Origin of the sequence: Aminobacterium sp. UBA4834, from assembly GCF_002400205.1 — a bacterium.
GTDB lineage: Bacteria > Synergistota > Synergistia > Synergistales > Aminobacteriaceae > Aminobacterium > Aminobacterium mobile.
Genome location: NZ_DHFC01000003.1, coordinates 39,472 through 65,876, shown reverse-complemented (window position 1 = coordinate 65,876; position 26,405 = coordinate 39,472). Strand labels below are relative to the sequence as shown.

General features: G+C 43.6%; 26 protein-coding genes, 1 pseudogene and 1 riboswitch. Of the genes and pseudogenes, 12 read left to right on the top strand and 15 right to left on the bottom strand.

Going from position 1 to position 26,405, the window contains the following annotated elements; translation table 11 throughout:
* Nucleotides 1-27: 27 nt before the first annotated feature.
* Nucleotides 28-1,644: a Na/Pi cotransporter family protein gene (locus B3L97_RS00935; RefSeq protein ID WP_286933175.1), complete on the top strand. Its 1,617-nt coding sequence runs from the start codon at nt 28-30 to the stop codon at nt 1,642-1,644.
* Here B3L97_RS00935 and B3L97_RS00930 read toward each other — a convergent pair.
* Together B3L97_RS00930 and B3L97_RS00925 are read right to left on the bottom strand one after the other, a co-directional pair.
* Nucleotides 1,641-2,432 (bottom strand): TIGR03915 family putative DNA repair protein, encoded by a 792-nt coding sequence (locus B3L97_RS00930; RefSeq protein ID WP_286933173.1) that lies wholly within the window; start codon nt 2,430-2,432, stop codon nt 1,641-1,643. The genes B3L97_RS00935 and B3L97_RS00930 overlap by 4 nt on opposite strands.
* Nucleotides 2,429-3,679, bottom strand: coding sequence for a putative DNA modification/repair radical SAM protein (locus B3L97_RS00925; RefSeq protein ID WP_286933172.1), 1,251 nt, complete (start codon nt 3,677-3,679; stop codon nt 2,429-2,431). Before B3L97_RS00925 ends, B3L97_RS00930 begins: the two co-directional genes overlap by 4 nt.
* A gap of 286 nt (nt 3,680-3,965) precedes the next feature.
* Between B3L97_RS00925 and bioB the strand changes: the two genes are divergently transcribed.
* The gene (bioB, locus tag B3L97_RS00920; RefSeq protein ID WP_286933171.1) at nt 3,966-4,979 is read left to right on the top strand and encodes a biotin synthase BioB; all 1,014 of its coding nucleotides are present in this window, start codon (nt 3,966-3,968) and stop codon (nt 4,977-4,979) included.
* On the opposite strand, the gene B3L97_RS00915 is transcribed toward bioB, so the two are convergent.
* From B3L97_RS00915 to B3L97_RS00890, 6 genes are all read right to left on the bottom strand, one after another.
* Nucleotides 4,918-5,901, bottom strand: a complete 984-nt coding sequence (locus B3L97_RS00915) for a biotin--[acetyl-CoA-carboxylase] ligase (RefSeq protein ID WP_286933168.1) — start codon at nt 5,899-5,901, stop codon at nt 4,918-4,920. The two genes, bioB and B3L97_RS00915, sit on opposite strands and share 62 nt — an antisense overlap.
* 88 nt (nt 5,902-5,989) lie before the next feature.
* Complete coding sequence (gene crcB, locus B3L97_RS00910; RefSeq protein WP_286933167.1) at nt 5,990-6,373, bottom strand: fluoride efflux transporter CrcB; 384 nt, start codon at nt 6,371-6,373, stop codon at nt 5,990-5,992.
* A 25-nt stretch (nt 6,374-6,398) separates the two neighbouring features.
* A riboswitch (Fluoride riboswitch) is annotated at nt 6,399-6,463 on the bottom strand.
* A gap of 58 nt (nt 6,464-6,521) precedes the next feature.
* Nucleotides 6,522-7,211 (bottom strand): phosphate ABC transporter ATP-binding protein, encoded by a 690-nt coding sequence (locus tag B3L97_RS00905; RefSeq protein ID WP_286933165.1) that lies wholly within the window; start codon nt 7,209-7,211, stop codon nt 6,522-6,524.
* A 60-nt stretch (nt 7,212-7,271) separates the two neighbouring features.
* Complete coding sequence (locus tag B3L97_RS00900; RefSeq protein WP_286933164.1) at nt 7,272-8,105, bottom strand: PstA family ABC transporter permease; 834 nt, start codon at nt 8,103-8,105, stop codon at nt 7,272-7,274.
* On the bottom strand, nt 8,105-9,001 hold the full coding sequence (gene pstC / locus B3L97_RS00895) for a phosphate ABC transporter permease subunit PstC (RefSeq protein WP_286933161.1): 897 nt from the start codon (nt 8,999-9,001) through the stop codon (nt 8,105-8,107). Before pstC ends, B3L97_RS00900 begins: the two co-directional genes overlap by 1 nt.
* 118 nt (nt 9,002-9,119) lie before the next feature.
* A complete protein-coding gene (locus B3L97_RS00890; protein WP_286933159.1) occupies nt 9,120-10,001 on the bottom strand; it encodes a phosphate ABC transporter substrate-binding protein in 882 nt (293 codons plus the stop codon).
* Between the two features lie 131 nt (nt 10,002-10,132).
* Here B3L97_RS00890 and B3L97_RS00885 point away from each other — a divergent pair, with 131 nt between their 5' ends.
* Nucleotides 10,133-11,077, top strand: a complete 945-nt coding sequence (locus tag B3L97_RS00885; RefSeq protein WP_286933156.1) for a ketopantoate reductase family protein — start codon at nt 10,133-10,135, stop codon at nt 11,075-11,077.
* A 191-nt stretch (nt 11,078-11,268) separates the two neighbouring features.
* Here B3L97_RS00885 and B3L97_RS00880 read toward each other — a convergent pair whose 3' ends face one another.
* The 4 genes from B3L97_RS00880 to B3L97_RS00865 all read right to left on the bottom strand — a co-directional run bounded on the left by B3L97_RS00880 (nt 11,269) and on the right by B3L97_RS00865 (nt 14,246).
* Entirely contained in the window at nt 11,269-11,940 is a 672-nt protein-coding gene (locus B3L97_RS00880) for an amino acid ABC transporter permease (RefSeq protein WP_286933153.1), read from the bottom strand.
* Complete coding sequence (locus B3L97_RS00875) at nt 11,933-12,718, bottom strand: amino acid ABC transporter ATP-binding protein (protein ID WP_286933151.1); 786 nt, start codon at nt 12,716-12,718, stop codon at nt 11,933-11,935. Before B3L97_RS00875 ends, B3L97_RS00880 begins: the two co-directional genes overlap by 8 nt.
* A gap of 2 nt (nt 12,719-12,720) precedes the next feature.
* The gene (locus B3L97_RS00870; RefSeq protein ID WP_024821209.1) at nt 12,721-13,395 is read right to left on the bottom strand and encodes an amino acid ABC transporter permease; all 675 of its coding nucleotides are present in this window, start codon (nt 13,393-13,395) and stop codon (nt 12,721-12,723) included.
* Nucleotides 13,396-13,490: 95 nt separating this feature from the next.
* Nucleotides 13,491-14,246 carry an ABC transporter substrate-binding protein gene (locus B3L97_RS00865; protein ID WP_024821208.1) on the bottom strand — a complete coding sequence of 252 codons (756 nt, stop codon included), beginning with the start codon at nt 14,244-14,246 and terminating at the stop codon, nt 13,491-13,493.
* 355 nt (nt 14,247-14,601) lie between these two features.
* Between B3L97_RS00865 and B3L97_RS00860 the strand changes: the two are divergent.
* From B3L97_RS00860 to B3L97_RS00840, 5 genes and pseudogenes are all read left to right on the top strand, one after another.
* Nucleotides 14,602-15,171, top strand: a pseudogene (locus B3L97_RS00860) (peptide-methionine (S)-S-oxide reductase MsrA); the annotation flags it as partial.
* Between the two features lie 209 nt (nt 15,172-15,380).
* Nucleotides 15,381-16,490 carry an MGDG synthase family glycosyltransferase gene (locus B3L97_RS00855; RefSeq protein ID WP_286933147.1) on the top strand — a complete coding sequence of 370 codons (1,110 nt, stop codon included), beginning with the start codon at nt 15,381-15,383 and terminating at the stop codon, nt 16,488-16,490.
* Between the two features lie 93 nt (nt 16,491-16,583).
* Complete coding sequence (locus B3L97_RS00850; RefSeq protein WP_286933144.1) at nt 16,584-17,711, top strand: iron ABC transporter substrate-binding protein; 1,128 nt, start codon at nt 16,584-16,586, stop codon at nt 17,709-17,711.
* Between the two features lie 12 nt (nt 17,712-17,723).
* On the top strand, nt 17,724-18,794 hold the full coding sequence (locus tag B3L97_RS00845) for a FecCD family ABC transporter permease (RefSeq protein ID WP_286847788.1): 1,071 nt from the start codon (nt 17,724-17,726) through the stop codon (nt 18,792-18,794).
* The gene (locus B3L97_RS00840; protein WP_286847790.1) at nt 18,791-19,546 is read left to right on the top strand and encodes an ABC transporter ATP-binding protein; all 756 of its coding nucleotides are present in this window, start codon (nt 18,791-18,793) and stop codon (nt 19,544-19,546) included. The genes B3L97_RS00845 and B3L97_RS00840 overlap by 4 nt, the downstream gene beginning before the upstream one ends.
* Nucleotides 19,547-19,549: 3 nt before the next feature.
* Here the strand turns inward: B3L97_RS00840 and B3L97_RS00835 are convergent, their stop codons facing one another.
* A complete protein-coding gene (locus B3L97_RS00835; RefSeq protein WP_286847791.1) occupies nt 19,550-20,164 on the bottom strand; it encodes an FmdE family protein in 615 nt (204 codons plus the stop codon).
* 255 nt (nt 20,165-20,419) lie between these two features.
* On the opposite strand from B3L97_RS00835, the gene B3L97_RS00830 reads away from it, so the two are divergent.
* From B3L97_RS00830 to B3L97_RS00815, 4 genes are all read left to right on the top strand, one after another.
* Nucleotides 20,420-21,523 (top strand): guanine permease, encoded by a 1,104-nt coding sequence (locus B3L97_RS00830; RefSeq protein WP_024821202.1) that lies wholly within the window; start codon nt 20,420-20,422, stop codon nt 21,521-21,523.
* Between the two features lie 8 nt (nt 21,524-21,531).
* On the top strand, nt 21,532-22,074 hold the full coding sequence (locus B3L97_RS00825) for a phosphoribosyltransferase family protein (RefSeq protein WP_024821201.1): 543 nt from the start codon (nt 21,532-21,534) through the stop codon (nt 22,072-22,074).
* Nucleotides 22,075-22,142: 68 nt separating this feature from the next.
* A complete protein-coding gene (locus B3L97_RS00820) occupies nt 22,143-23,270 on the top strand; it encodes a VIT1/CCC1 transporter family protein (RefSeq protein ID WP_024821200.1) in 1,128 nt (375 codons plus the stop codon).
* Between the two features lie 19 nt (nt 23,271-23,289).
* On the top strand, nt 23,290-23,913 hold the full coding sequence (locus B3L97_RS00815) for a hypothetical protein (RefSeq protein WP_024821199.1): 624 nt from the start codon (nt 23,290-23,292) through the stop codon (nt 23,911-23,913).
* 58 nt (nt 23,914-23,971) lie between these two features.
* Here B3L97_RS00815 and B3L97_RS00810 read toward each other — a convergent pair whose 3' ends face one another.
* Entirely contained in the window at nt 23,972-24,223 is a 252-nt protein-coding gene (locus tag B3L97_RS00810) for a (2Fe-2S)-binding protein (RefSeq protein ID WP_024821198.1), read from the bottom strand.
* A gap of 37 nt (nt 24,224-24,260) precedes the next feature.
* On the bottom strand, nt 24,261-26,381 hold the full coding sequence (locus B3L97_RS00805) for a heavy metal translocating P-type ATPase (protein WP_286847798.1): 2,121 nt from the start codon (nt 26,379-26,381) through the stop codon (nt 24,261-24,263).
* Nucleotides 26,382-26,405: the final 24 nt, after the last annotated feature.

Sequence of the window (26,405 nt, the reverse complement as noted above, 5' to 3'; positions counted from 1 at the left end):
TTTCTATTATCCGGGGGGATTGTACAGGTGCCACTCTCAAGCATATTTCAAGTTCTGGGTGGTGTTGGGCTTTTTCTGTTTGGAATTAAGCTTATGAGCGATGCCTTGCAAGATTTGGCAGGAGACAGATTACGCAAGTTGATTGGCTCGCTTACCAGCACACCAGTTCGAGGCGTTCTTATTGGGACATTAGTGACAATACTTATTCAAAGTAGTAGCGGAACAACGGTTATGACTGTAAGTTTTGTTCATGCAGGTTTAATGACCCTGAAACAGGCAGTAGGGGTTATTATGGGAGCTAACATAGGGACGACTGTAACAGCCCAGATTATTGCCTTTAAGTTTAAAAGTTTTGCTCTCCCGGTTATTGGGATAGGCATGATCCTTGCCGTTTTTGGCAAATCTAAACGGCGAAAGTATATTGGGAATGGACTGGTAGGTTTTGGTCTCCTTTTTTTAGGAATGCAGACTATGGAAAGTGCAATGTCCTTTCTTCAGGGTCGAAAAGACCTCTTCTTGCTTTTTGGTCATAATCCCCTTTTAGGTGTTTTAGTAGGAACTTTAGTTACTATGGTTGTTCAGGCAAGCTCTGCTACCATTGGTCTTACCATTGCCATGGCAAGCCAGGGACTTCTAACTCTTGATGCGGCAATTCCTATTCTTCTTGGAGATAATATAGGTACGACTATAACGGCTGTTATCGCGTCTTTAGGGTCTAATAGGTCTGCAAAACAAGCGGCAGCGGCTCATGTGATGTTTAACCTTATCGGGGTATTTATTTTCGTGCTATTTTTACCAATTTTCAAGGCGGCGGTAGTTCTTACATCATCGGAAATTGCCCGACAACTTGCCAATGCCCACACTCTTTTTAATGTTGTTAATACACTTCTTTTCCTCCCCTTTACTTCGCCTTTTGTAAAAGTTATTCAAAAGATGGTTCCCACTAAGGATAATGGAATACGGGTTGGGCCTCAATATTTGGATCCCAAGCTTGTTGTGGCATCACCTGCGGCAGCTGTAGATGCTATTAAAAAAGAAATTGCTCGTATGGGGGTTGTGGCTCTTTCTATGTTACAGGGGGTAAAAAAAGCTTTTCTTGAGAACGATTCAAAGATGGTCGAAGAGGTAAATGAATCGGAAAAAATATTGAATGAGCTTACCCATGCTATCGCAAAATATGCTGCGGAAATATGGCAAGAAGGCTTGCCAAGTGATCTTTCCACAGTTCTTTCTTCTTATGTGAATGGAATTAGCGACATAGAAAGAGTTGGCGACCACTGCCAAAATTTAATAGAACTATACGAGTATAAGGTGGAACATCGTCTGGATTTTTCTCCTGTAGCCTTGTCGGAGTTTGAAGATATGTTCGATACGGTCTTCCGTTCCGTAACCCTCAGTCTCGAATCGGTGGCAGAAGAAGATATAAATAAAGCTCATGAAGTGATAGACGTGTTAGAGGTAGAGGTGGATAGAAAAGAGAAATCTCTTCGGAAAAGCCATATCAGGAGATTGAACCGAGGGGAATGCCAGCCGTCTGCAGGTGTTATTTTCATCGATATTTTAAGTAACTTGGAAAGAATTGGAGACCATGCCCATAATCTTTCTTTTATAGCTATCGATATAGCTAAAACTCATCGCCATTAATCTTTGTTGTCTTTCGGATCAGTAAAGCGAGGGGGCGTAAGAGAGATGGAGTCATCCATTTCTGTAAGGTAGCGCCAGTACTTCATTGGCATATTCCTTTTCTGGAGTCCTTTGTTCCTTCGGGATGTTATAGTAACGCTGTTGAAAAAGGTTTTCCAGAGCTTTTGATACTCTTTCTCGCTTTGTGGGATATTGAGAGATTTTTGGAGATGAAAGTCCGTTTCGTACCAACATCGCTGATCGTAAATCAATGCCTTGCCTCTCCCCGTGTCGTGAATGACCCAATTTTGATCAGCCATTCTGTGAGCGAAGTGGTTACCTAGTAGAGGCAATATATAGTGTTCCGGGGCGATAGGGGCGTAAAAAATGCCTCCGAGATCTTTGAAACGCAAAATGCCGCAAAACATATGACGCTCTCTCGATACTCTCCTTTGTGCGTCAAGTGTTTGCAGAACACTTTCATTAGAAAATAGAGTTTGAGCTTCTTTCCCTCTTTTCCAAACCATCTCCAAATAATTAAAAATGGCCATATCTATCTGAGGAAATTCTCCGTGGAAGGCATAATATGCAGTTGTGAGAGCTTCCTGTCCTCCTCGCTCCTTCAATAAAGTATAAACAGCTCCTGCTATTTTAGGGCGAGTGTCCACATGAATAGTCTGGAAAAGGTTTTGTTGCTCTCGCTCTTGAAACCTTCTGATAATGTTCTCTGGCCGAAGCTGCCTTAAAGAAGCTTCAAAAATAGTGCATAAAAGACCATCAAAAGTACTATCGTAACTGTAAATGATCATGATTCAAAGAGGAAGAGCTGCTGTCCATACGATGTGAATTTACTTCGCTCTGCTAAAAAGTGGTGGCGGAGTCTTGTCTCATCCATAGTTTTATCTCCGCGAAATACTCCATTGCATGTAATAAAATACTGAGCTCGCTTTATAACGACTCCGAGGCGGGAGAGTAACTCAAAAGAGATGATATTGTTTTTTCTCGCAACAACAATTTTCTTGGCGGATTTTACGCCAATGCCTGGAACTCGAAGAAGCTGCTCGTACGAAGCTTTGTTGATCTCTACAGGGAAAAATTGGAGGTTCCGCAGCGCCCAATCTGTTTTGGGATCGAGATCCAGATCAAAATAGGGCCTCTTTTCATCAAGAAGCTCACTGGCTTTGAAGCGATAGAAGCGAAGTAGCCAATCAGCTTGGTACAGCCTGTTCTCTCTCCGCAAGGGGGGTGTTGATAGCGCTGGAAGCAATGGGTTATCAGAGACCGGAACATAGGCAGAATAATATACTCGCTTGAGGTTGTAGTGAGAGTAAAGGTTTTCAGAAAGACGAAGGACAGTAAGATCATCTTCTGGGGTTGCCCCTACAATAAGCTGTGTACTCTGTCCTGCCGGAACGAAAAGAGGGGCTTTCCTGCCACGCCATGTTGGCTTTTCCAGTTGATTTTCTTCAATGCGTTTCGTGAGGTGTTTCATAGGACGCAAGATCGACTCTTTGCTTTTCTGGGGAGCGAGCAATGTAAGGCTTTTTTCTGTGGGGAGTTCAATATTGACGCTCATGCGATCAGTGTATTGTCCAACAGCGTCAACGAGCGCTGGATCAGAACCTGGAATCACCTTTGTGTGTATATATCCACCGAATCTATACTTTTGTCGAAGAAGCAAAAGTGTTTGAAGCAAATACTCCATTGTATGGTTAGGAGATTTATACACGCCAGAGCTCAAGAATAGACCTTCAATATAATTACGGCGATAAAAATTAATGGTGAGTCCGGCAAGCTCCTCTGGAGTGAACGTAGCTCGTGGGCGGTCGACACTTCGTCGATTTACACAATAGGCACAGTCATAGATACAATCGTTTGAGAAAAGAACTTTCAGAAGGGAGACACACCGGCCATCAGCAGTCCACGAATGACATATTCCTCCAAGGCTAGCGTTGCCTATTCCTGACGGATTTTTACGTTGGCTTCCGCTGGAAGAACATGATACATCGTATTTAGCTGCATCTGCAAGAATAATAAGTTTCCCTTCCGTGTCCATTTTTTCCCCTTCCATTCTCATAGGATACTGTTATTATGGTTCGGGGACGGCTGCAGCCCCGGGGATGCAAATTCGGGGGCATTCCCGGGGAGTCTCCTCCACCCTCTATTATATCCTTTCCATTCCCCCATAAAAAAGGTTTTAAAGAGAATTGTCATCTATTTTTTAGATATGGTTGACATATAAAGATGCCTTCGTTTATAGTGCATTAAGACGTGGATGGACGCATGTCTGGCGTTACATTTCGTAAACGCCCAATCGCCTGCAGAATTGGAGCGGATGTGTTATGGAGTCAATATATGAGTATATTCGTCGCACAGGTACTATATCAATACCATTGAAAAAACTTTTTTCTTGGGCGGAGACAGTTCCCCTTAAAGAGATTTTAGAAGCCGCTGATACTGTGAAACAAAAATATGCTGGTACAGGTGTGGAACTTTGTTCTATTTTGAATGCCAGGTCTGGTCGATGTAGTGAGGATTGCGCTTTCTGCGCTCAGTCGGCTTGGTGGAATACACATTGCGCTCCGAAACCCCTTATTTCTTTTCCCGAGGCTCTTTATGAAGCTCAACAGTGCGAAGCGAAGGGCGTTCATCGTTTTTCCCTTGTTACAAGTGGTCGTTGTCTTTCTGTTGAAGATATGGACCATCTCTGTCGAATATATGAAGGGCTTGCTTCAAAAACATCGTTGCGTCTCTGTGGGTCTCATGGCCTTATTACTGAGAAACAGGCTCGTCAACTAGCTTCAGCTGGAGTAAGCCGATATCACTGTAATTTGGAAACTGGACCGAACTTTTTCCCCTCTATTTGTTCTACCCATACTATAGAAGATAAGTTGAAAACCCTCTCTTGTGCTCGCCGAGCAGGTCTTGAGCTTTGTTCAGGAGGGATTATGGGGTTGGGAGAGACACTTCAAGATCGTCTCGAAATGGCGTCTCTTGTTGCTCAGGCAGGGGCTGTCTCGTTCCCCTTGAATATTCTCACCCCTATTCCAGGAACTCCTCTTCAGAATTGCCGCATTCCTCAAGTGCACGAAATACTACTATCGGGAGCTCTTATTCGTTTCCTTCTCCCCCACGTTACCCTTCGTTATGCAGGGGGGCGAAAGGCCCTTGGTGTCCACGTGGTAGAGGGACTCCACGGCGGAATAAATGGCCTTCTCACAGGTGATTATCTTACGACAACTGGACGATCGATAGAGGAAGATTTAAAGATGATTACTTCCGCCGGGCTCTCGGCTAGGGTTCACGATACGACCCTGTCCCCAAATGGACTTCTCCAGAGAGAAGAGCTTCGGTAGAGCCATCTTTATGGCGCACAACAAGATGGCCTGACGAATCGATGTCTATTGCAGTGGCAGTGGTGACTCCCTGAGGGCTTTCATATGTAATTTCCTCTCCGATGAGAATAGAAAGCTCCCGACAGATGCGCAGATAGGCAGGATAGGGATGTCCTTCAAGAAAACCCTGATAGAGGGGCTCAAAGGTGTTGAGAATAGCGGCCATGAGGCTTTTACGATCACATGGGGTGCCTTTTTCTATCTGTACCGATGTAGCAACAGAACGAATGTCTCTTGGAAAAAAGGGAGTGTTAACATTTATTCCTATGCCAATAATGATATGTTCAATATGGTCGAGCTCGCAGCTCATTTCAGTGAGAATGCCACATACCTTGCGCTTCGATAAAAGGATATCGTTGGGCCACTTGATTTGCGGAGACAACCCTAATTTCTGAAGAGCCGTAGCTACAGCAGCAGCTCCTACCTGAGTGACGGAAGCGGCTAGAGACGGAGCTAGATCTGGACGAAGGATGAGAGACATTTGGATGGATGTACCAGGTGCGGAAAACCATCCTCGGCCAGAACGACCGCGTCCTGTAGTTTGGTGCTCCGCCACGACAACGCTTCCGTGTGTTGCTCCCTCGTGAGCTAGTTTCCGAGCCTCGATGTTAGTGGAATCCAGCTCCTTATAGTGCAAAATAGGGTGACCGAGATGGGTTGTGATCAGGAGAGGTTCTATTTCGTAAGAGTTGAGAAGGTCTGGAACATGTATAAGACGATAGCCTTTACGGGAAGAGGAGTCTATTTCATACCCCTCCGCCCGCAGTTGCTGAATGTGTTTCCATATGGCCGTGCGGCTCACCCCGAGATCCTCACAGAGAGCTTGCCCTGAAACGTATGTTCCTCGAGCCCTTTTTAAAATATTTATAATATGTTTTCTCAAAAAAATCGCTCCCTCACCACAACAATGTATAGAGATATCGTCCTTGCCATAAACGATGTCTTGTTTTGGGCTGTGCTATCAAAACAATTTATAGTGGTATTGTCCTCCCAAACATTATGCCTGCCCATGCAGCAACAAGGCCTATAATTTGACTTCCTATAAGATATAGGAAAGCAAGGTGGATCTTCAATTGCTGAAAGAGCAAAAAAACTTCGAAGGTAAAAGTTGAAAAAGTTGTGAAAGAGCCTATAAATCCTGTTAAGATGTAAAAGGCGCTTTTAGGAGAAATGATTGAACGCTCCCGAGCTAAAATCCAAAGTATCCCAAATAAAAAACAGCCGAGAACATTAACTATGAATGTTCCCCACGGCAATGGATGAGCAGCAATACGGTTAGTAATCCACGACGAAACAAAGTAACGGGAAAGTGCCCCCATTCCTCCCGCTAAAGCAAGTAAAAACAATTCTTTCACGAAAATCGTTCCCCCTCAATATTTTGATAGAGTAGGCGTCATCAGCTATAAAACAGCGGTTTGAGGCGGAACGCCATCGCCAATAAAAATTATAGCACTTCATTCCAATAATTATTGTCGTGGGAGAAATGTAAGCTATGGGCTGTCTTTAGCCGTAAATCCCCGAAATATATTCAGCTGTCCGTTCATCCTGAGGCTGACTAAAAATAGTCGAGGTACAGCCTTCTTCTACTATTTCTCCATCGAGCATGAAGAGAGTTTTATGAGCTAATCGTCGCGCTTGGAATAGATTATGAGTTACGATAATAATCGTATAGTGTTCACAGAGCTTTGCGAGCATAGTTTCTATGTTCAGAGTATTTTTTATATCCAAAGCAGAGCATGGCTCATCAAGAAGCAGGATTTCCGGCTCTACGGTGAGAGCTCTTGCGATACACAATCGCTGCTGTTGTCCTCCGGAGAGGAGAGTTGCTTTCATAGAAAGATTATTTTGTACCTCTTCATAAAGCCCCGCTATTTTTAGCTTTTCTATAATGATAGTATGAATATTCTCTTTTTTATATCCATAATATCGAAGAGGATAGGCCATATTATCGAATATGGAGAGGGGAAAAGGTGTTGGTGCTTGAAAAACCATACCAATTCTTTGGCGAACCTTTTCAGGTTGTAGTGAGAGAATATTTTCTCCATCGAGTAAAACGTGTCCTTCTATAATGGCATCTTCCTCCTCGCTAATAAGTCGATTCAAACTTTTTAGAAAAGTAGATTTTCCGCACCCTGAAGGGCCAATAATGGCTGTAATCTGGCGAGGAGGGATAGAAACGTTTATTCCTTTCAATATAACCTTCCCTCCAAAGGATACAGATAGGTTGCGGGTTTCAAGAATAGGATCCATTTGCTATCCTTCCTTTCTGTGCATTCTTATAAAGATGGGCACACTATTTAAGGCTAACAGGATAATGATAAGGACGAGAGCGGTCCCATAAGCTTTGCTTAAAGAGATTCCTTGTCCTACAAGAATATAAAGATGATTAGGTAAAGCCATGGCAGGAGAGAAAAGACTACGAGGCACAGGGGCGAAGAGGACTGCTCCAGTAAAGAGTATAGGTGCTGTAGCTCCCATGGCAAAACTACCCCCCAAAGCGATGGCGCTAGCTATATCTCCTAAACTTGCAGGGAAAACAAGGCGGAAAAGAGTCCAGGTCCTTGTAACGCCTAATGCTAATGAAGCTTGGACAAGTTGAGGAGGAAATTCCCGAAAAGATTTCTCAACGCGGACCTCTATAAAAGGAAAGATCATAACACCGAGAATAAGTCCCCCTGAAAGAAGCGATACGCCTAACTTGAGAGTAACTACGAAAAAAGCGTACCCAAAGAGCCCCAAAATAATAGAAGGTACTCCTGCCATAGAGTGAATAAAAAAGTGACAAAGACTGGTAATGCAAAGATTTTTATTGTAAAAAACCAGCCAAATAGCTGTAGGAATGGCAAGTATGGATCCGAAAAGGCAAGCAATGCTTGTAAAACCGAGACTTCCCATAATGGCAGGCCAAATTCCCCCCTCTATCCCAAGAGGGAATCCTTGGGGTGTTCCCAGCAGAAACTGGATGGAAAGCTCGTTAATTCCATGAATGAATATATAGCCTAGAATAATGGCCAGTGATGCGAAGGTCAGGCATATACTTATGAAAAGCCAAATTCGAATTCCCCGGTAACGACGGAATCTATTCATTACGCATCTCCTTCGAGACTTTTTTCGATTATGAAAAACAGGGTATTAAAAACAAACAAAACGAACATGAGTACGAATCCAGCGGCGAAAAGAGCACGATAATGTGGGCTTCCAACGTGGGCTCCCCCCATTTCCAGAGCGATAAGGCCGGGAATTGTTTGTGCTTTATGAAGAAGCTTGGGAAAAATGGGACTGTTCCCTATCACCATCATGACGGCCATCGTTTCTCCCATAGCTCTGGAAAAAGAAAGAATCAGAGCAGAAAAAAGGGCCTTAGACATGGAGGGTAAGAGCAAATACCGGATCATATGCCAACGGGAGACTCCAAGGGCAGTAGAAACGTGTTTGTAGCGGCGAAGAATTTTTGTTGCAGATTCGTGACATGTAGAGATAATGTAGGGCAAAATCATAACAGACAAAAGAATCCCTCCTGCCAATATTGATTCTCCAGACGAGAAAGAGAAGTGGGTCTCAAAAAATTTTACGATGATTAAAAGCCCTGCGAATCCGTATACTACAGAAGGGATTCCAGCCATAAGGTCAATAAGCGGAAGACAGATGTTTGGGAGTTTATTACCTGCTAGTACAGAAAGAAATATAGCAACTCCTACTCCGATAGGGAAAGCTATGACGGTGGCCAGCACTGAAACATAAACAGTAGCTGCAATCATTGGCGCTAGACCAAAAGCTGGAGGCGTAGCAAGTGGATTCCAACGTTGCCCTGTAAGAAAGGCCCGTAGAGGGGTATTTTGAAAAAATATCAGGCTTTCTTTTGCTATGAAAAGGAACATAAAAAATAAAAGGGAGACAGAAAGGAGAGTCACTCCTTTACATATTATTACAAAAAACCTCCCTCTTTTATCCTCCTCGACGAAAAGATAAGAAGAGTTTTTCACAAGCAAGAACCTCCTAAATTATGTTTCCGAGCCAGATATGCTAAAAATTTGTGTATCATTAACAAAAGAGGCCGGAGAACAATGTCTCCGGCCTCTTTAATATAACGTTTATTAATCGCTATTGGGCCGGTACGAAGCCCATTTGTTCTACAACAGCCATTCCTTCTTCAGAGAGAAGACTGTCTACAAAAGCTTTTTCATTAGCGCTCATGGCACCTTTCTTTATTATAAGAAGAGGTCGAGCTATAGTGTAGGAGCCGTTGAGAATGTTTTCAGCAGTGGGTTCAACACCATCTACTTTAAGGGGAATGATTTTCCCTTTATTCATATTGACCATTCCGAAGGAAGCATATCCAATAGCGTTTTTATTCTCTATAACTTTTGTTACAAGTGCTCCCATGGAAGGTGCCTGTATGGCATTGGGAGTTACGTCTACTTTTCCCATGACAGTTTTCTGGAACACCTCATGAGCGCCACCGCCAATATCTCGAATTACAATAACGATTTCATCTTTAGGAAGGCTGGAATCCAAATCATTCCAATATTTATACTCGCCACTGAATATCTTGACTAACTCTTCTTTAGTGAGGTTGGGCTTGATCTCATGTACCTTGTTATCAGGATGGACCGAAATTGTAAGAGCATCTGTCCCAAGATGGAACTCGTGATAATCTCCCACAGATTTTTTCTCTTCTTCCGATACTGCTCGAGCTGTCATGCCCAAATTGCTGGTGCCATCAAGAATCGCCTTTACTCCTTCTCCAGAACCGCCGCCTGATACGAAAATTTCAATTTTTGTATTTGGTAAGGAGGAATCCACTTTATCCCAAGTTTCATATTTCTCTATAAATTGCTTGGATATTTGAGAAACAACAGGGGCCAGCGTAGAGGATCCTTTAAAAAAAAGTTGCCCATCCGCAGCATGAGCGCGTACTTTCCCAAGGGAAAAAAGCCCTAAAACCGCAAGATACAAACATAAAAAGCGGATCTTTTTGTTCAACTATAACTACCTCCTATATTATATATTCCTTATTTGCAACAAGATTATAGCCCGCAAAAAAGTCTCTGTCCATTACAATAGACTTGATTCAAAATAATTTTCATCAGAGAAGAGAAGAGGAGGGGAGCTTCGTGGATTTTTGTATTGCGGGTCTTGGTGGTGTTGGTGGATATTTTGGGGGGCGGTTGGCTTCAGCCTATGGAAAGTCGCAACAACATAGAGTTTCTTTCCTTTGCCGTGGAGAGCATATGACGCAAATTAAAAAAGAAGGATTGATTGTTAAGACCCCCTCTGATACGTTCCGTGCAATTCCCCATATGGTTTCTTCGTCTCCTGTGGACATTGGCCCTGTGGATGTAATCTTTTTTGCGGTGAAGGGGTATGATCTCTTCAATATGGCCGAAACAGTTCATTCTCTTTGTCATGACCGCACATTGCTTATTCCTGTGGGAAATGGCATCGATAATCCGCATCTCTTGGAGAAAGCGAGTTTAAAAGGGGTCTTCTTCAACGGATGCGTATATATTTCTGCGTATATATCGGCGCCTGGAGAGGTACGTCAGGTAGGGGGCAGTTGTAAAATGGTGGCAGGCCCTCTCGATGGAAGGGTTGAACGATATGGAGAGCTTGAAAGTGTAATGAAAGAGGCAGGTATCTCTTTTGAACTGACGCCTCATGTGGAAGAAGCGGTATGGACAAAATTTATTTTTATGAGTCCTATGGCGGCCATAACTACGTTGGTTGAAAAAACATTCGGGGAGGTATTGTCCGATCCCTACTTAAAGCAGACACTCCGCGAACTTATGGAGGAGCTTCATAAATTAGCCCAGAAGAAAAATATTTCTCTCCCTGAAGATATTGTAGATCGCTCTCTTGCCCAAGCCCGGTCTTTCCCTTCGGGGACGCGATCCTCTATGGAGCTGGACTATTCCAGGGGACGTCGAGTTGAGCTCGAAACATTTGTAGGGGCTGTCGTTCATTTGGCATCATCGCTTCAAGTTTCAGTTCCCACGTACGATCAAATATATCGACGCCTTCATAACAAAATTTTAACTTCAGGAAAAGAGAGAAGGTAGGAGCTGCTGTCTATAAAAATAGAAAGAGTGCATGTAAATAAAACAGTCAGGTTCCATTTTTCCTACCATTTGACGCAAGGTGATATGTTTAAAGAAGCTTGTTTTTGTAAAGGGCATTCAGTTTCGTGAAGATATACCTATACGTCAAGCTGTGGGGAGGGGAGAGTTTGACCCTTTGTCACTCGTCCCCTTTAGCTTTCTTGGCTCCATCCAGGAATGTACAGTTTTTTTTCGAGGATTGATAGAAGCCAACTGGCGAGAGTTACCATAAAGAGATAGATGATGCCTACGACGGAAAAGACAAGGGTGTACCTAAAAGAACGCCCTGCTATTATTTTCCCGGCGCCAGTGAGCTCTATGCACGTGAGCATATATGCCAGAGACGAATATTTGATCAGGTAGATCATTTCATTAGAGCACCCTGGAATAGCTCGTCGTAACGCTTGAGGAAGAATAATATTCCAGACAGCTTGGGCTCGTGTCATGCCTAAAGCTTGCGCGGCTAAGAGCTGGCCGCCTTTTACAGATTGTATAGCCCCTCGAATATACTCTGAATTATAGGCGCCGTTACAGAGGACAAATCCCAGAACTGAAGCTGCGAAAGGGCTGAGAGAAATCCCCATGGACGGTAGACCGAAATAGAGCATAAAAAGTAAAATTAAAAGGGGAGTTCCCTTGAAGAAAATGACGTAAAGCCTACAGAAAAAAGAAATGGACTTGTTCCCGTACACTCTTCCAACCGCTATAAGTCCCCCCGTTACCAAGCCCAAAGGAATCGACCATATAATAAGCTTGATCGATACAATAAGTCCTTCCAACAAAGCCGGAAGTATATCTTTTTGAATGAAGAGCAGATTATCCATTTACTTTTCCCAACTCTCCGTAAAGATCTGTTAATTTTCTTAAAAATTGGCGAGTCCTTTCATATTGAGGGGCGTTTAATAGTTTTTCCGGACTCCCACTTTCCAAAATTGTCCCCTCCTCCATAAACATGATTTCATTGGCTACAGAGCAGGCAAATCCCATCTCGTGTGTAACTACAAGCATGGTCATCCCTCCTCTGGCGAGATCTTTCATGACTTCCAGCACTTCCCCTATGAGTTCAGGATCCAAGGCCGATGTAGGCTCATCAAAAAGCATGACGTCAGGATCCATGGCCAAGGCCCTGGCGATAGAAACCCGCTGAGCCTGACCTCCGGAAAGCTGGGAGGGGTAGTGTTGAGCGAAAGAGTCCATTCCTACACGAGCGAGTTCTTCCATGGCTTTGTCTTGAGCAGCGTTTTTTTTCATTCCCTTCACCTTGATAAGAGCGATCTCCACATTGCGAAGCGCTGTAAGGTGATCGAAGAGGTAAAAATTCTGAAAAACCATTCCCATCTTCTGCCGGAAGAAATTAATATTTTTTTTAGAGTGAGTTACCTCTTCTCCATGAAGCCAAATTTGCCCTTTATCCGGGATGGTCAGTTGGTTGATACAACGAAGCAGCGTACTTTTTCCTGTACCAGAAGGGCCTATGAAGACTTTTGTCTCTCCTTTCCTGACAGAAAAGGAAACTCCCTTCAGTACCTCTACGTTCCCATAGGATTTATGAATATTCTCTACTCGTAAGATAACGTCTTCTTGTTGCGTTAATGTCGTCATGGTTACCGTTCTCCATTTCCAAAACCAGGAATACGAAACTTACCTTCTGCATAGTGAAGGAGTCGCATCCCTCCGTAATTCAACAAAATAAAGATAATGGCGCATGTGAGAAAAATAGGCATGGGCTGATATGTTCTGGAGACAACCAGATTAGCCCGGGTCAATATTTCCAGTACGCCAATGGCATATGTAACCGAGGAATCGGTGAGAAGGATGGGGTATTCGTTAGACCATCCAGGAAGAGCCAGTCGTATGGCCTGGGGTAAAATAATAGATTTAATAGCCTGTCCTTTGCTCATGCCTAAAGAGCGCGCCGCCAACATTTGTCCTTCTCCAAGGGATAAGATACTTCCCCTAAAAATCTGGGATTGATAGGCTGCACTTCGAAGCCCCAGAACTACTACTGCCGTTGTGAAGGCTGAGGCATCAATTCCAATGGAAGGGAAAATGCCGAAAAAGAAGAGAAAGAGAAGAACAAGGTTCGGAAGGCCTCGGAAAATCCACACATAGAATTTTACTATTTTTTGTGTAAGAGGAGAGCCATATACTTGTCCTACAGCCAGAGGCAATCCCATACAAAGCCCTAGCCCTAGTGAAAGAGCCACAATTCTTAGAGTTACAAGAGCTCCTTGAAGTAGATATGGTAACGATATGAAAATAACCTCCAGACTTCCCATGTTCTTACGCACTCCCTCTGTTTATATTTCTAAATCAAAAGAGGGGAATGAAGGAAAATCATTCCCCTTCAGGTCAGTTTTGAATTTAAAGATGCCTAGAACATCTTGTATTTTGCTTTGAGTTCATTCCATTTCGGAGAGCTCATGAGACGATCAAGACCGGTATTGATTAATTCTTTGAGGTCCGAATCCTCTTTCCGAATTGCTACGGCGTATTCTTCTCCCGTAGAGATTGTTCCAATAACTTTGAGAGGTTTCCCCTCTACTGCCTTAGCAACAATAACATCGTCCATCATGGCAGCATTGATCCGGCCGTTTTCCAGGTCTTTTGCAGCTAGAGGAAAGTTATCGTAGAGTTTAAGATTTTCTTTTGGGAGAATTCCTGTTTTTACAAGATAATCTTCCAACCACAAAGCTGCTGTGCAACCTCGTTGAGTTCCTATAGTTTTTTTGCCGTCGAAGAGATTCCCCATATTGATTTCCGATTCGGCTTTTACGCAGACAGCCTGATTAATGATCCAGTATACCTTGCTGAAATCAACTACTTTTCTCCGTTCAGGAGAGGCTGTCATTCCCGAATAGACCATGTCTATTTTCTTTGCGAGAAGGGCAGGAATAATGCCATCCCATGCCATAGGCTGTACCTTTACTTCAAAACCCATCTCTTGAGCGATCCACTCGATAGATTCCACGTCAAATCCTGTGGGTTTACCATCTTGGCCAATAAAAGAGTAGGGATAATAATCCCCATCAATTCCTACGATGTACGTCTTCTTTTCCGCTGCCATTACTCCGCTGGCTGCCAGAACAAGAAGAAGACAGCCCATGATTATTGCTAACTTTTTTTTCATACCTCATGCCCCCTCATAATTTTTTTATTTTTCAAGATGATAATTTATCATGCTAAAGTGCCAGTCGATCAAAGATTATAGAGAAAGACCTTTAAACTGTCAATGCGTTAAAAAATCGATTGGTTAAAAATATGGCAGAAAGAGAGTTCTTTTATAGGTATGCCAGAGATCCTTTTCCATGTAAAATAATTTTTAAAGGGCGTGAAGAAAAGAAAAGGAGGAGAGAAAAATGATTTTCCTAAAAGGCCTTTTTATTATCTCTATAGCCGTACTTGCCATTTTAGGGATAGTTTTACCCAGCTCTGCCTCTTCCCGTGCTACTGTTACATTTGCCCTCGGGTGATTCTGGGGACCAGATGCCCGGTTCGGGATCATTCGAGGGATTCTTAGTACACGTGTTGGATATGCCGGGGGAGATACAGAGAACCCCACGTATCATAATCTGGGGAACCATATAGAAAGCATTCAAATAGATTATGATTCTCAAGTAATTTCTTTTAAAAAGTTACTTTCCATTTTTGCGGAGAGTCACGACCCCACTCGTGTTTCTTTTGCACGGCAATATATGTCAGCAATTTTTTATAGCGATGAAAAACAAAGGGAGGAAGCTTTTGCCTGGAAGGAAGCGATGAACCGTCAAGGAAGTCGTCCGATTGTGACAGAAATTATGCCTCTTAAGGTTTTCTATCTTGCGGAAGCCTATCATCAAAAATATTGGCTTCGGCTTCATCGCGAACTTTTGCGTGAGTATCAAGTTCAATACCCACAGTACGAAGATTTCTTGAATTCTACGTCTGTCGCTCGTGTGAATGGATATCTTGGCGGAGAAGGGACTCTTTCTATGCTAGAAAAAGATATGCCTGGTCTCGGGTTATCAGATGAGGGGCAGCGGCGTTTAAAAAACGTTGTGCAAAGTCGAGATTAGACAGAAAACGACACGTGTATAAAGGGACCTGACTTGACGATCAGTCATAATTGATTTTAACTTGAAATGCATTTATTACGTTGATCGGCCTCATGAGGTCTTTAAAACCCGCCATTTTACAGAAAACTAGAAATGGAAAAACGTTATAATAATATAAAAAGGGTATTCCACAGGCAAGCGGGCTCGGCTATTGAGGGAGGTTGAGAAAAGTGAGACCGGTTCATCTTGTTTATGTTTCTGCTGGTGGTGGGCATCGAGCGGCGGCGAGAGCCGTGCAAGAAGAACTCGATGCTCGGAAAATTCCAAATGTGATGATGGATCTGCTCGATTTTTCGAGTGATCTCTTTAAATGGTCCTATAGCGATGTCTATGCTTTCGTGAGCGAACATGCCCATATCGCTTGTAAAGTGATGTACGAATTGACGGATCAAGATAGGGAAGAAAGCGCTGTCTTAAGACTGCTGGAAAAGATTAATATGGAGAATGTGAAAAAGTTTATGAGGTATCTTACTGAAAACCAGCCAGATGTTTGTGTGGGAACCCATTTTTTCCCTCTCTCTGTCTTGTCTCACATGAAGGAACAGGGGCTCTACAGAGGGAAAATATACGGTATTGTTACCGATTATGGTCTTCATAGAATGTGGATCAGCCAATTTGTAGATTCTTACTTTGTAGGAGGAGCTTCTGTGAAGGAAGATCTCCTACAGGCAGGGATTCCTGAACATAAAATTATTATGTCTGGAATTCCAGTGATGAAAAGATACGGAGAGCTTTACCATCGAGACCGCCAGTTCTATAAAAGCAACGAATTTTCGATTCTTTTTGTAGCAAGTAGTGTTCCTAACTCCCTTGTCCTTGATATCCTTGAAGGAGTTATAGAATCGGGTATGTCTCTTTCCCTTTCAGTCGTGGCCGGGCGGAACGAAGACCTTATAGAACAACTGGAACGAATAACGATTCCTTCCAGGGTCAAATTTCAACTCCTTGGTTTTGTAGAGAATCTTTACGACTATATGGCTGAAGCAGATGTAATGATTACTAAGCCTGGTGGGCTTACAGTAAGCGAAGCTTTTTGTGCAGGAGCGCCTCTTCTTATGATTAATCCCATTCCAAAGCAGGAAATTAATAATGCCAAATACATAGAATCCCACAATGCAGGCATCTGGGCTCGTTCTGCATCAGAAGCTATTCACCACCTCCGGGATCTCTATAGTTCGCCTGAAAAATTGCAAATTATACGGGCAAACGCGAGAAAGCTCGCTTTCCCTCATGCGGAAAAAGCAGTGGCAGATGCGGTGCTTTCAGCTTTAAATATCTGACAAATTCTTGTAAAGCTATTTGCGCTTTTATTTCCACTGTGCTACGATTTTGTTGTTTCGTGCTATTATAAAATCGTAGGGGAGGTTATGCTGATGAAGCGCAGATTGGCAACTGTTTTTGTCATTGTTTTTTGTGCGTTTGCGGTTTTATTTTTTGCAGGGGAAAGTTTTGCGCAGTCTACACATACAATAAGGGTTCCTGATTCTATTGGAAGAGAAATACAGATTTCTGTTCCCGCCGAACGAGTTATATGTTCAGGATCAGGATGTTTACGACTTCTAGTATACCTTCAGGGGCAAAATAGAGTCGTTGCTGTAGAAGATAACGAAAAGAAAGGGAATTTCGGTCCTCGCCCCTATGCCTTAGCCAACCCATGGTTGAAAGATTTGCCGTTGATGGGAGAGTTTCGAGGGAACGCAAATCCGGAGTTGATTTTAGGGGTGCAGCCTCTTCCACAGGTGATTTTTAAAACTTATCCGGAATCGGGAATTCCAGTTCATGTTCTTGAAGAAAAAACAGGTATCCCTGTCATAGGGTTAGGATATGGGAACCTGGCACATGGTAGAGAAATGCTCTATAGTTCCCTTCGACTCATGGGGAAGGTTATTGGGCATGAAGAGCGAGGAGAATCTGTTATTTCTTTTTTCGAAGAACATATTGCCGATCTACAGAAAAGGACGCAAGGTATAGCTCCGCAAGAACGTAAAACTTGTTATGTAGGTGGCATTGCTTCTCGTGGCCCCCATGGTTTCAGTTCTACCGAATTGGCCTATCCTCCTTTCGTGTTCACAGGTGCTGTGCATGTAGCGGCTCCTAAAAATGGGCAGGAGGAGAAGAATACCCACGCAGATGTGTCGAAAGAAAAGTTGTTGGAGTGGGATCCTGATGTCATTTTTGTCGATCTTTCCACGTTGAATGCTGATGATCGAACGAATGCCTTTTCCCAACTGAAAAATGACCCCATCTACCAGGAACTTTCTGCTGTTAAAAATGGGGAGATTTATGGGGTGTTGCCTTACAATTGGTATACTCAAAATTTCGGATCTATTCTGGCAGATGCTTACTTCGTAGGGAAAATACTCTATCCTGACCGCTTTCTTGATGTGGATCCTGCCCAAAAAGCCGATGAAATTTACCAGTTCCTTGTAGGTAAGAACGTTTTCCAGGAAATGAACGATCAATTTCAAGATTTAGCTTTCACGAAAATATCCTTGAAATAGGGTCGTGTACCTATGCACTTGGAAGAAGGAACTCTTTCTCCTCTCTATAAGGAATATCAGGCGCGAAAGATTCTTTGGCTTTTTTCAGGGGGAGTCTTGCTCTGTGGCGTAATTGTACTCTCCATTTCCGTGGGAGCTGTACGTATTCCCCCTCTAGACGTGCTTTTTACCCTTTTAGGTCGAGGGGATACGAAGCGCTGGGCCATTATTATCTGGAATGTCCGTTTACCTCAAACACTTGTTGCGGTTGTTGCCGGCGCCGGTCTTTCTGTTGCTGGAGCTGTAATGCAATCTATTTTGCGAAATCCTCTAGGGTCCCCCTTTACTCTTGGCATTTCGAATGCAGCAGCTTTTGGGGCTGCGCTGTCGGTTATGGTGTTAGGGGCGGGACGCATGTTGAGCAGCCAATCTGATGCAGTTTCTATTTTATCTCCTTTTGCCGCTACAGGAGCGGCTTTTTTCTCTAGTCTTATGGCTACAGGTGTTATCCTTCTCTTGTCTAGAACTCGCGGCGCAACTCCTGAGTCTATGGCTTTATCAGGAGTTGCACTGGCCTCTCTTTTTACGGCTGGTACCATGCTTTTACAGTATTTTGCCGACGATACTCAACTTGCAGCCATGGTTTTCTGGACCTTTGGAGATGTGGCGCGGGCTGGGTGGCGAGAATTAACGATTATAACTGCTTTTGTTTTCATATCTCTTCTCTACTTTTTTGCTCATCGCTGGGATTACAATGCTATTGATGCGGGGGAAGAAACAGCGATGGGGTTAGGAGTCAAAGTGCGGCAGGTGCGATTGTTCGGGATGGTTTTTGCCTCTCTTATCTCGTCGGTTATCGTTGCTTTCGTAGGGGTTATAGGTTTTGTAGGTCTTGTCTGTCCGCATATAGTTCGTCGAGTTATAGGCGATGACTATAGATTTCTTATTCCCGGATCTGCACTATTAGGCTCTCTGTTGCTCCTGGGGGCCGATATGGCAGCTCGTCTTGTGTTGGTTCCCAGAGTATTGCCTGTTTCCGTCCTCACTTCTTTTCTGGGAGCGCCTCTCTTTATCTGGCTTATTACCAGGAGGGGGCGATCTTGATTCTTTCAGCGAATTCCATCTCTTTTTGGTATGGGAACCGTTCAATATTGAAAGATATTTCCCTTCATGTGAAAAAACAGGAAATCGTGATGATTCTTGGCCCTAACGGTTCAGGAAAAACGACGTTGCTTCGTTGTCTCAATGGCATAAATCGACCTCAAAAGGGGACAGTTCTTTTGGGGGATAGGAATATGCGGCATATGTCGGGGCGAGAAATTGCCAAAAACGTGGGATATGTGCCGCAAAGTTGTGAACAAGTACGCCTTACGGCCTTTGATGCCATTCTCCTTGGTCGCCGCCCCTATGTAGGATGGCGTCTATCCGGTAAGGATATAAAAAAAGTAGATGCTATTATTCATACCCTTGGATTGGAAACATTAGCTCTCCGCTACCTTGATGAAATGAGTGGAGGAGAGTTACAGAAAGTAACCATTGCCAGGGCTCTTGTGCAGGAACCAAAACTACTGCTTCTCGATGAACCCATTAGCAGTCTTGATGTAAAAAATCAAATCGACATTATGGAAACATTAAGACATATTGTCTTAGGACATGGGATTTCCGCAGTCATGTCTCTTCACGATCTTACCATGGCTCTTCGCTATGGAGATCGTTTTGTTTTCATGAAAGAAGGAGAGGTTCACCACATTCTTCGAAGGGCGGAAGTCTCTCCTTCCGTCATTGCCGAGATTTATGATATTGCTGTAACGATCGATCATGTGCAGGGCTATCCGGTTATTATTCCTGCATGGTAATTCTTAAGGACGGGGTATGAATTTTTCGAAGCAGGGGAGGCAGTAAAACTCCCCTTTAAAAAACCTGGATTTTGTCTCCATAACCCCTTCGCCACATTGGCAGCATTTCACACTTCCTGTCATGGGGGCAGGAGGGGGAACTGTCTCTCTTGTCTCTTCTACGATAAAAAACTCTTCTATAGGGGCATTTAAAACAGAGTGACATCGATCAAACCGAAGTTTTGCAAAAGTTTCTCGCTCCTTCTCAGTGATAGTCCCTGAATTCATTTTCTCTTGTAACTCTCTATAATAAATATCTCCTGACGCTTTCCCGTTATTTTTGAGCACAACGCGTATAGATTTACCATCTTTCCTTCGGTAAAAGGAAAAAGCCATTTTCCCATAGGGACGGATAATGAGGTTCCCCTTTCCCAATGTGCATCCTGTCAGAAATTGAATAGCATCGACACCACACATATCTGTTTCGCAGATTGCCACTATTTCCTCATCAGAACTGTGTCCTATTTCAGCCAAAGCAATCTGTGCCACACGAATACCAAGAGCCAATCCAGGGCACCAATGCCCGTGAAAATGTATTACGTCTTCAATAATTTCGGAGCTGAGAGGCTGTATTTTCATGGGAGACCTCCTTTTTGTGTTACGAATTATAATTATAATAGCACGATATTCTCCTTAAGAAAACAAGGGATCCTTTTTTGAGGGGTGTTCTTCGAATAGTTCTTTTGCTCTGTAGGGAGAAATATATATCCGTGTACATCAGTGGCAGTACAGGGACGCATACGCGAGATTGAACCTTTACAAATAATGTTTTTTGAGTAAAAATGTTAGCGTTAAAGAAGTTCCCAAAATAACGCACAAGGAGATTGTGATGCGATGCTTACCAACATTCTTACTGCTTTTGCTGTAGTTGTGAACGGAATTCCACAAGGATTGTTAGCTCTTAGTTTCGGTTTTGCTGCTTTCCCCACTGCTATTGCTTTTCTTATCGGTATTATAGGATCCCTTACATTTCATTCTGTTGCTACAATTTCTTTCCAGGCAGAGACTATCACTCTCGCAGGAACTATGGGAAGAAATGTCCAGGAACGATTAAGCCTTGTTTTTTGGGGGGCTGCTTTTCTTCTTATTCCATCTCTTTTAGGGTTGAACGAGGCAATAGTTACATTTATTGGGCCTACGGTAGTGCTTTCTATGATGGCTGGTGTAGGAATTATGCTTGCTTACGTAGCTATAGAACTCTTTAATTCAGAGAGATGGTCAGGAACTGCATCTATGGTTTCAGGTCTTGCCGTCTGGTTTATAACAAAGGATCTGGCGTGGACGATTATTATTTCAGTGCTGGTTTCTACCGCTGTCTATAACTATTTGAAGGCTGGGAAAAAAGTTTCGCTTGAGGAAACGAAGATAGACCTTTCTCGTGAACGTTTTGTTTTTGGCGATATTGAATGGTGTTTTTGGAGAAAACCACGCATTTTTGTAGGTGCGCTGGCTCTTGCCTGTCTCAACATTGGAGCCAATATTAGTTTCGGGAAAATAACAGGAAGCATAGCTGGGGCAAATACAAATATTGACCATCTTGCTATCTATTCAAGTCTTGCCGATATGGGATCATCTCTTTTTGGCGGAGGTCCTGTGGAATCTATTATTTCCGGAACGGCTACTGCGCCGAATCCCCTTCTGTCATCGGTACTCATGATGGGATTTATGGCGGTGATCCTTCTTTTTAAGCTTCTCCCCACTATAGGACGATATGTTCATCGTTCTTCCATCGCAGGGTTCCTTTTTATTCTTGGAACTTTTGTAACTTTTGCCACTAATATCCATGGTGCTGTTACGTCGGTGCCAGACGTTGCTGGTCCTTTTGGTTTTAGTCCATGGGGCATGGTTATTGCTGCCACGACCTTGGTCTCTGCCCGTTGGAATCCTTTTTTTGGGCTTCTGGCCGGCCTTACTATTAAATTCTTTTTCGGAGTGTGATGATTCTTATGGAAAATACCTATGAGCTTCATATTTCAGGTTTAACTCGGCACTTGAAAAAAGTAAAAATTAGCGATGATCTTGTGATTGCTTCTTTTGTCATGTTGGGCGATACAGAGCTTATAGAGCGGACGGCGGAAGACCTCTATCGCAAACTGCCAAATGATATCGATTACCTTGTATGTCCTGAAGCCAAGGGAATTCCTTTAACTCACGCCATTGCCAGACGTTTAGGTATTAATTACGTAATTGTCAGGAAGTCGGTAAAGGGGTATATGAAGAACCCGGTTATTGAAAAGGTGCAGTCCATTACTACCAGAGAGCCTCAAATTATTGTTCTCGATGGTCTAGATGCTGAAAAATTAACGAACAAGCGAGTTTGTATTGTAGACGATGTGGTCTCTACAGGAGGATCATTGAAAGCTCTGGAGAGATTGCTGTCACATGTTCAGTGTACTGTTGTCGCTAAAGTGGCCGTCCTTCTTGAAGAAGGGGGCTATGATAAAGAAGATTTGATTTACCTCGGGAATTTGCCTGTTTTCAAGGAATAGACTTTTTCCCTCCCCCCCCAGAGAGTACAATAAGGGCGTCTTTTTTATGTATGGAAGGAGAGGGAGAAATGACATCGCCAGATGATCTGAAACGATATAAAAGGAATCTTATCGAAGAGCTAGAGGCTGCAGAACTTTATGAAATAATGGCTGCTCATGAAAAGAATAAAGCACTTATAGAAATCTATAAGCGCTTGGCTGAAACGGAAAGGAACCACGCTTCCAAATGGATAACTAGAATAGAAGAGGCGGGAGGCGTGGTTCCGGTTTTTAAAAGGAGCTGGCGCTTACGCACGTATACCTTCCTCTCTAAGATATTTGGGACATCATTTATCCTTCCCGCTGTTGCGGCTATAGAAAGCAGGGCGGGATCTTCTTATTCTGAGCAAAACGATTCTCTTGCCCAATCTATGGCTGTTCAGGAACGATCTCACTCACGAATTTTCAGGGTACTGTCTCGGGAAGGCAAGGGGCTTGAAGGAGGAGCTGTTGCTCGTCTTGAAGGGCGCCATCCGGCTACGGGTGGGAATGCTCTTCGTGCGGCAGTTCTTGGGGCTAACGATGGGCTTGTCTCGAATTTAAGCCTCGTTATGGGTGTTGCTGGAGCGGAGATGAGCGCCCATTCTATACTCATTACCGGGTTGGCTGGGCTTTTGGCGGGGGCTATCTCTATGGCTTTGGGAGAGTGGCTTTCTGTTCAGAGTTCAAGGGAACTTTATGAACATCAAATCAGTATTGAAAAAGAGGAACTGGAAGAAAGCCCGGAAGAGGAAATGGAGGAGCTCGCTCTTATTTATCAGGCTAAGGGGATTGCTCCTGAAAAAGCCCATCAGATGGCATATCACATGATTTCTGATCCAAACACTGCTCTTGATACCCTTGCGCGAGAAGAGCTTGGAATTGATCCTGAAGAACTTGGCGGTTCAGCGTGGGAAGCGGCAATAACTTCTTTTCTCCTTTTCTCTTTAGGCGCTGTTTTTCCTGTTTTCCCCTTCTTTTTTATAGAGGGGCTTCCAGCAGTTGCCACAAGTGCTTTATTAAGTACAGTTGGCCTTTTTCTTGTTGGGGCCGGCATTACTCTCGTTACTGGAAAAAGTCTTCTTTTTTCTGGCTTGAGACAAATTTTTTTTGGTCTTTCAGCTGCAGGAGTAACCTATGTAATTGGTCGTCTTATTGGCGTTGGCCTGGGAGGGTAGCAAAAGGGGGGAGACGTTAATGGCACCTAAATTAAAAGATATTTTGGAACGAGAGCCGGGAACGATACCTAGAGGAAATGAAATAAAGGAATTCGGCTGGGAGGTAGGAATTCCCATGCTCTCAAATCCCTTCGTTCTTGTGGAATTTGTCGTGTTCTTTCTTTTTATATGGATCGTAGTGACAGGCATAGCCCTTATTGTCATAGTAAGTGCCAGTCATTCCTTCAATTTTTTGGTTTTGGCGTACGCATTACAAGCAGGCGGTATTGCAGCGGCCCTCTTTGCAGGCGTGTTTTTATGTATAGCCCTGCTTTTTTTCGGGAATCGTTTCTATGGGAAATATTATCTTGATAATGATGGGATCCTTTACACTACAGTTCGTGGGCAGGCGTTTTCTAAAGTGCCACTCTTCACTGTTCGCCCCTTCCCTGTAGGTCGTATCGACATGAATAAAAAAGCGGAGAAGAGAGTCTATTGGCAAAATGTGGAAACTATAGAGCCTTTTGAGAAATGGCGGGTTATAGGGTTAAAGAAAAAAAACAAGACGATTCTTCGCCTCTATTGTCCTGATAAGGGAATTTATGACCAGGCATTAGTCTGGTGTCAGGAAATTTTAAAGAGCAAGAAGCAGAAAGAGACGTAAGCCACTTCCTGCTTCTTATAATCTTGAAGCCTCTACGAGACTTGTATTTCTATTTTTTTCAACCGCAGTTTCCACTGGAAAGCTTTTCAAAGATAGGAATATAAATAGCCAAGAGCTCATTAATGTCTTTCGAACAGCATATCCCAGAAGGGTTTAATGTAGCGCATTGGTTCCCTGTGCAGGCTCCAGTCATGCTTTGAATATCTTGTAGTGTTTTAGCTCCATTTGTTATTGCACGAAGAATCTGTTGCTTATTCACGTTTTTACAGTAACAGACAGTTGTTTCTTGATGTGCTTCTTTCCAATTCATGTGTAACCTCCTCTTTCTCAAACATAAAATCTACTTTTCATTTGCAATGGATCGTTCGTGTAGAGTTCAAGACAGCTAGTAAGGCAATGCCTACATCCGCAAACACAGCTTCCCACATTCCCGCAATGCCGGCTATTCCGAGGGCTATGAAAAAGGCTTTAGTCGCAAGGGCAAGTATAATGTTTTGCCAGACAATTTTTCGAGTCCGCCGAGCAAGAAGAAGAGCGTCTGCAATTTTAGAAAGAGCATCGTCTAAAATAACAACATCTGCTGTTTCTATTGAAGCTTCGGAACCTAATCCGCCCATGGCGATGCCAATATCGGCAGTGGCTAATGCTGGAGCATCGTTGAGGCCATCCCCTACAAAAACGATTTTTTCTCGGGATCCCAATTGGGCTTTGATTTTATTGAGTTCCAAAACTTTGCCTTGAGGGAGCAAGTTCGCAATGTACTTGTCGACTCCCACCTTTTGAGCAACCCATTTTGCGCCGCTGTCCGTATCTCCTGTAAGCACAATAAATTGGGATAAGCCACTTTCACGAAGGGCTTGCATTGCATGCATAGCATCAGAACGAATAATGTCAGATACAGTAATGTACCCTAAATATCTATGGCCTTGGGCTACATGAACAACAGTTCCCTGTTCTGGATCCTTGATGTTTTTGAAGCCACTTTCTGCTAGAAGTTTTGAGTTCCCCACAAGAATAGGCTGTCCCTTAATAAAGCCTCGCAACCCTTTTCCCGCCATCTCTTCGAGGCCTTCTGGAGTTTGCAATGTGTTCACATCTGTGGCGTCGGCAATAGAGCGTGCTATAGGGTGGTTTGATTCCTGCTCCAGAGAGGCAGCCAGAGAAATGAGCTCATCTTCCGAAACGCCTTGTTGGGGGACAATGTCTGTTACCTTGAAAACTCCTTCTGTAAGGGTCCCAGTTTTATCGAAGGCAATGATCTTCGCAGAAGAGAGGGCATCAAGGATATTGCCGCCCTTAATGAGAATACCTCGACGTGAGGCAGCACCGATTCCTCCAAAATAGCCGAGAGGAATGCTGATCACTAAAGCGCAGGGACAAGAAATAACGAGGAGCACGAGGGCTCGATATGCCCAGTTCGTAAAAGTTCCAGCGCCGAATAAGGGGGGAATTGCGGCCACCGCTAAAGCACCAAGAACTACTGCCGGAGTGTAATATTTGGCGAAAGTTGTAATAAAACGTTCTGTGGGCGATTTCCTGGCTACGGCAAATTCCACCATTTCGAGGACACGAGCAATAGTTGTCTCTTCGAAGAGGGAGGACACACGAATAGTTAGGGCCCCTCGCAAATTAATGCTCCCGCCGTATACTTTTTTGCCGGGCTCTGCTCGTATAGGTACTGGTTCGCCAGTGAGAGGCGACTGATCTATTTGGGATATTCCTGACTCAATAATTCCATCCAGAGGTATTTTTTCGCCAGGTCGCACAAAGATCAATTCATTTACATGAACGTTCTCAGGTTTTACTTTTATCTCTGCCCCTTTGCGAAGAACCTGGGCATATTGTGGTCGAGCTGCGAGGAGAGATCGTATGGAGTTGCGGGATTTTGAAGCCGATATCTCTTGGAGTAGCTCTCCTGTGCTATAGAAGAGCATAACGGCTACAGCTTCTGGCAGCTCTCCTATAGATATGGCGGCAATGGTTGCTATTGACATGAGGGAGAATTCATCAAGACCTCTCCGGTTTTTTAAATTCCTCAGAGTGTTCAAAAGTACCTCGCTGCCGCTCAAAAAATAGGCAGTGAGAAAAAAAGCGTATTCTCCAATGCCGTAGGGTGTGGCTGCCAGTCGTTTCCTGAAGATGAGGCTTATGGTAAAAATGAAGGCTGCTGCTCCAAGCCTTTTCCCTTCTTTTTCAAAGCGTTCCAGAAGAAGGAACCAACCAGAAGTAGCAACACTGGGGGAAGGGATATTTTTTTCGTCAATGGATGTTACTGTAACGCTCGGTTCTATACGGCTCACGATGTCCTCGACTTTTTGATCAAGATTACTTCCATCATTTTCAATTCTTAATATTTTTGTATCAAAGTCAAATTTCACGCCGATAACTCCAGAAATAGTCATGATCTCTGCTTCAATCAGAGAGGCGCATCCTTGACAATGAAGATCTTGGAGCCTGTAGAGCAGCATGTTTTTTACACCTCTTCCCATTCA